We start from the raw sequence: 5,228 nt of genomic DNA, 5'->3' as shown, positions 1-5,228 counted from the left end.
CCCCAGCTTGGCGCCATCAGGCAATGGGCCGCCTTCGTGGATACCTTCAGCGGCAGGCGGCAGGTCATAGACCAGCCACTGGACCTTGCGCCCTGCTTCCGCCTCGCGATGCTCCATGAGCAGGATCAGGCTTTTAGTGCCGGGTGGCAGATGCTGCCAGAAGATGGGCGGGGTGCGCCCGTCGCCGGGTTGAGTGAAACGTCTGGCGATCCAGTCGTCAGGATCAATGCCGGTACTGAATACCTTCATCTCTGCCATGGTGGCCTCCTCACAAGTGTGCGGGCGCTTGGCCAAGTGCTGCGGTCGCCTCCGATACGGCCGAGCCCGCGGAAATATCCCATTACCGCCTAAGGATAGCAGATAGTCGGTGGTGTCGACGGACGCGTTACCTAGCGATCCTTATGGGGGGATTCCTTAGAGGCTCGGGTTTTCCTCCAACGCCAAGTGATCGTCGAGGGTCTCGCGGCGGCGGATGAGGCGATGCTGGTGGCCGCTGATGAGCACTTCGGGAGGACGGGGGCGGCTGTTGTAATTGCTGCTCATGGCGAAACCGTAGGCGCCAGCGCTCATTACGGCGAGCAGGTCACCGGCCCTGGCCGCTACCGGGCGGTCCTTGGCGAGGAAGTCACCACTTTCACAGACCGGGCCGACGACATCCATGGCTTGTCCTGTTTCGGCGCTTTGGTGCAGGGGCAGGATGTCATGCCAGGCCCCGTACAGCGCGGGGCGCAACAGGTCATTCATGGCCGCATCCACCACGCAGAACTGCTTGCTGCCGTTGTCCTTGAGGTATTCCACCTTGGTCAGCAGCACGCCGGCATTGCCCGCCAGCGCCCGGCCCAGCTCCACTACCCGCCGTACCGCTACGCCTTGCAAAGCCTGATCCAGCGTCCAGGCGTAGTCGGCGGGGCTGGGCGGGATTTCGTCGTGGTAGCGAATGCCCACACCGCCGCCCAGATCCAGATGCTGGAGGGCAATCCCATGGGCCGCCAGTTCGTCATACAGCGCGCGCACCCGCACTGCGGCCTCACCCAAGGGTGTCAGGTCCAGCAACTGGGAGCCGATATGGCAGGCAATACCTTTCAGCTCCAGCGCCGGGTGTTGCGCGGCCTGCAGGTAAAGGTGGCGAGCCTGATCCATGGCGATGCCGAACTTACTCTCTTTCAGCCCCGTAGCGATGTAGCGATGGGTGCCGGGGTCCACGTCGGGATTGACCCGCAGGGCGACGGGCGCACGTTTGCCCATGTCGGCAGCAATGTCCGCGATACGCCAGAGTTCGGCCGCGGATTCCACATTGAGGCAGAAGATAGCGGCGTTGAGGGCAGCGCGGATTTCGACGCTGGACTTGCCGACACCGGAAAAAACGATCTTGCCGACATCGCCACCCGCACGCAGCACCCGCTCCAGCTCACCGCCAGAGACAATATCGAAGCCCGCGCCCATCTCCGCAAAAATCCGCAGGATGCGGAGATTGCTGTTGGCCTTGACCGCATAACAGACCTGGGTATTGTCACCGAGGGCAGCGCTGAAAGAGTGATAGCGCTCGCGCAACGCCGCTTCGGAGTAGACGTAACAGGGCGTACCGTAATGCTCCGCTATTTCCTGCAAAGGGAGGTCTTCGCCATAAAGGGCGTGATCGCGGTAGTGAAAAGTATTCATGGGGCAGCGGGGCTCTGAACAGGCGCCGCGGGCTCAGCGGATGTGGGGTTCTGGGCAGGAGCCGTGGGTGCGGCAGGTGTAACGCTGTGGGCGGGCGGCAGGGTCAAGGCCGTTTTACGGCCGCAACCGCCCAGCGCGAGACCAAGCAGCAGCAGCAGGAAGACGGCGCGGGCGCGGTTCACAGAGCCTCCCGCTGCAAGCGCTCACGAGCGCGCAGGATGGCGGCTTGCACTTGCCGGGGTGCCGTACCGCCCAAGTGGTCACGCGCCGCCAGGGAGCCTTCCAGCACCAGCACCTCATAGACCTCCCGACCGATGAGCGGTGACAAGGCCTGCAAATCCGCCAGTGGCATGGCTTCCAGGCCGATGTTGCGTTCTTGGGCCAGGCGTACCGCCCGTCCCACCACGGCATGGGCATCACGAAAAGGCAGCCCCTTGCGCACCAGATAATCGGCCAGATCGGTGGCGGTGGCAAAGCCGCGTTCCGCCTGCGCGCGCATAACCGCAGGCCGGGTCTGCAGGCCCGGCAGCATCCGGCCCATGATCTCCACGCTGGCGCGCATCTGGTCGAGGGCGTCGAAAAAGGTTTCTTTGTCTTCCTGATTATCGCGGTTATAGGCGAGGGGCTGGCCCTTCATAAGGACGAGGATAGCGACGAGATCGCCAATCACCCGCCCGCTCTTGCCGCGAATGATTTCTGCGACATCCGGGTTCTTCTTTTGCGGCATGATGCTGGAGCCGGTACAGAAGCCATCGGGTAGGTCGATGAAGCCGAAGGGGGCCGACATCCACAGGATCAGCTCTTCCGACAGCCGCGAGAGGTGGACGGCGAGGATGGCCAGGTCCGATAACACTTCCATTACAAAGTCGCGGTCGGAGACGGCATCGAGGCTGTTTTCGGCGACGGCCTCAAAGCCGAGCTGACGCGCCACATCCCAGCGGTCGATGGGAAAGGTAGTCCCCGCCAGCGCCGCCGCGCCCAGGGGCAGCACATTCACCCGTCGCCGCGCATCGAGCAGACGCTGGGTATCGCGGTGGAACATCTCCACATAGGCCATACAGTGGTGACCAAAGCTTACCGGTTGGGCGACCTGCATGTGCGTCAGGCCGGGGAGGATAGTCTCCACCTCCCGCTCGGCAAGGTCGATGAAGACGTTTTGCAGGTGCTGCAGCCCCTGGACGAGGTCATCCAGGCAGCCGCGGGCATAAAGGCGCAGGTCGGTTGCTACCTGATCGTTGCGGGAACGGCCGGTGTGGAGCTTCTTGCCGACGTCACCGATGATTTCCGTGAGGCGTGACTCGACGTGCATGTGGATGTCTTCCAGGGCGTCGACAAAGGGGAGGCGGTCTTCGACGATCTCCTGCCGCACCTGCGCCAGCCCGGTGACGATGGCTTCCGCCTCCGCCTCCGTCAGCACGCCCACCCGACCCAGCATACGCGCATGGGCCATGGAGCCACGGATGTCTTCCGCGTACAGACGGCGGTCCACCTGAATGGATGCCGTAAAGGCTTCTACCAGACTGTCGGTGCCCGCCGCGAAGCGTCCACCCCACATTTTTTCACTCATGCCCACACCTCCTGTCCTGCCCGCGACTATAGCGAAAAGGGGGCATTGTTCGCCAGCGCTTCCAGCAGCCGATCCGACTCTTTGGCATTCCTCTCCGGCTCTTGCTACAGTCTGAAAGAAGAGCTTACACGCGGGGTACAACGGATGGACGAAGCCGAAAAAACGCATGGCTGGCGCTGGCTGATCGTGTTGCTGTTTTTGCTGATTCTGGCGGTGGTGCTGTTCTTCTGGTGGCAGGACCAGCGGGCCAAGGTACAGTCCACAGCACCTGCTGCGGCTGCGGTGCAACTGATATCACCCACGGTATCCACTCGGTCCGTTGCGAACTTTCCCGTTGGCAAGACCATTTCTCAGGAGGGCACGCTGGAGGGCCCCATCAGCGGACAGTGCGGCAACATCAAGTGGCACAACCTCAGTCCCGCCGAAGTTGCCAACCTTCGTAAGCTTTGCCCGCCCGCAGCCGCTACCCGGTCCTGAAGTCACCCGTTTAATATGACTGCGGCAGGATTATGCGCGCCTCCAGGCCGCCGCCCGAGGCGTTGGCCAGAGTGAAGCGCCCGTGATGGTGGGCCACAATCCGTTCGACGATGGCCAGCCCAAGTCCTACCCCGCCGCCCTTTCCGGCTTGTGCGAAAGGCGCACGCACGGTTTCCAGGTCAGTCTCCGCAATGCCCGGCCCGTGATCGCGGACGCGGATCAGCACGCCGTCCACCGTGGGTTCTACACTGACGTCTATGGGTGCGGCGCCGTGGGACTGCGCATTGTCGATGAGGTTTTGCAGGGCGCGAGCCAGGCCCACTTCCTGTATGGGCAGCTTCGGTAGATCCGCCGCAGGGGGGTGCCACACCACGCCAGCCTGCTGGCGCAGAACGAACATTTTGAGCCAGAGACCCAGGTCAGTCGTTACCAGTGGCTCCTGCTCACCACTGCGGGCGTAATCCAGAAACTGGTGGATAACCTTATCCATCTCCTGAATATTGGCGATAATTTCGCCACGGGCTTCCTCCTCGGCCGGCAGAAATTCGGCGCTCAGGCGCATGCGGGTAAGCGGCGTGCGCAGATCATGAGAGACCCCCACCAGTACCATCTCCCGCTCTTTCCAGAGACGATGCAAATCGCGCAGGGTTTGGTTGAAGCGTTCGGCCAAGCGCCGCAAATCGGCTGGACCCGCCTCAGGCAGATCAGCCGGCGTATCGCCGCCGCGCAAACGTGCCACCCCCTGCATGAGCCGGGTGAGGGGCCGGGTCACTTGACGTACCGCCAGATACGCCCCCAACCAGGACAGCAGCAAAATCGCCGCCAGCTTGAACCAGGGCAACGGCAGCCCCGGTGAATGAGGCATGGGCATGGCCAGCGCCAGGGTTGCATCGGGCCGGGCTTGCAACCAGAGCATCCGGCGCCGGCCGTCCATGCGTAGTTGTGCCTGCGGCCAGCCCATGCGGTGCAGCAGTTGCAGGGCGTTTGCCAGCACCGGCATACGGGGCTTGTGGCCGCGCAGCGCACCGGCAGGAACGATGCGGAGCCCCTGGTGCATCAGTTCGGACTCCGTCGCCTGACGCTGGGCCGGGCTAAGGATTTCACTCAGGGTCAGAATTTGCGCCCAGTTCTGCGCCAAACGCTCCGCCTGCGGATTGGCCTGATAAATATTGAAAAACCAGTACACCGCAAACTGACTCAGTAGCAGCAACCCGGCGATGATGAGGAACATACGGGTAAACAGTGTATCCGGCCAGCGGCGCGATTTTTTCATCCGGGTAAAACGCCTTTTTCCCTGCGCGTGGCGTCCCCGCCGTCGGGTACCAGCACATAACCCCGCCCCCAAACAGTCTGAATATAGTGTGGCTCGCCAGGGTCGTCTTCGACGAGGCGTCGCAAGCGCGAGATAAACACATCAATACCCCGTGACCCCGGTGTGGTGTCGTTGCCGTGGGTCATGGCCAGCAGACGGCCCCGCGAGAGCGGTTGCCAGGGATGACTGGCCAGCGCGTGCAGAATGGAAAAC

7 protein-coding genes are annotated in these 5,228 nt (G+C 62.9%); 1 reads left to right on the top strand and 6 read right to left on the bottom strand.

What is annotated here, in order from left to right:
- The 4 genes from AC2VNK_RS05975 to argH form a co-directional block, all read right to left on the bottom strand.
- A partial coding sequence (locus tag AC2VNK_RS05975; protein WP_486883166.1) for a YbhB/YbcL family Raf kinase inhibitor-like protein occupies positions 1 to 258 on the bottom strand: 258 nt, incomplete at its 3' end.
- Positions 259 to 414: 156 nt separating this feature from the next.
- Positions 415 to 1,659, bottom strand: coding sequence for a diaminopimelate decarboxylase (lysA, locus tag AC2VNK_RS05970; RefSeq protein WP_291525591.1), 1,245 nt, complete (start codon positions 1,657 to 1,659; stop codon positions 415 to 417).
- Entirely contained in the window at positions 1,656 to 1,841 is a 186-nt protein-coding gene (lptM, locus tag AC2VNK_RS05965; RefSeq protein ID WP_291525592.1) for an LPS translocon maturation chaperone LptM, read from the bottom strand. Before lptM ends, lysA begins: the two co-directional genes overlap by 4 nt.
- A complete protein-coding gene (argH, locus tag AC2VNK_RS05960; protein WP_486883165.1) occupies positions 1,838 to 3,226 on the bottom strand; it encodes an argininosuccinate lyase in 1,389 nt (462 codons plus the stop codon). The genes lptM and argH overlap by 4 nt, the downstream gene beginning before the upstream one ends.
- Before the next feature lie 144 nt (positions 3,227 to 3,370).
- Here argH and AC2VNK_RS05955 point away from each other — a divergent pair, with 144 nt between their 5' ends.
- Positions 3,371 to 3,703, top strand: a complete 333-nt coding sequence (locus AC2VNK_RS05955) for a hypothetical protein (RefSeq protein WP_486883164.1) — start codon at positions 3,371 to 3,373, stop codon at positions 3,701 to 3,703.
- A gap of 10 nt (positions 3,704 to 3,713) precedes the next feature.
- Here the strand turns inward: AC2VNK_RS05955 and AC2VNK_RS05950 are convergent, their stop codons facing one another.
- The gene (locus AC2VNK_RS05950) at positions 3,714 to 4,976 is read right to left on the bottom strand and encodes an ATP-binding protein (RefSeq protein ID WP_486883163.1); all 1,263 of its coding nucleotides are present in this window, start codon (positions 4,974 to 4,976) and stop codon (positions 3,714 to 3,716) included.
- Positions 4,973 to 5,228 (bottom strand): winged helix-turn-helix domain-containing protein (locus tag AC2VNK_RS05945; RefSeq protein WP_486883162.1); only part of this gene is annotated, 256 nt, incomplete at its 5' end. The genes AC2VNK_RS05945 and AC2VNK_RS05950, both read right to left, overlap by 4 nt.

Source organism: Acidithiobacillus sp. TH-A35, from assembly GCF_057473505.1.
The sequence above is the reverse complement of the archived record's forward strand: the minus strand, read 5'-3'. Positions and strand labels throughout refer to the sequence as shown.

Coding starts and splice junctions, on each gene's coding strand:
- lysA (WP_291525591.1), bottom strand. CDS start 1,659: ATGAATACTTTTCACTACCGCGATCACGCCCTTTATGGCGAAGACCTC.
- argH (WP_486883165.1), bottom strand. CDS start 3,226: ATGAGTGAAAAAATGTGGGGTGGACGCTTCGCGGCGGGCACCGACAGT.
- AC2VNK_RS05955 (WP_486883164.1), top strand. CDS start 3,371: ATGGACGAAGCCGAAAAAACGCATGGCTGGCGCTGGCTGATCGTGTTG.
- AC2VNK_RS05950 (WP_486883163.1), bottom strand. CDS start 4,976: ATGAAAAAATCGCGCCGCTGGCCGGATACACTGTTTACCCGTATGTTC.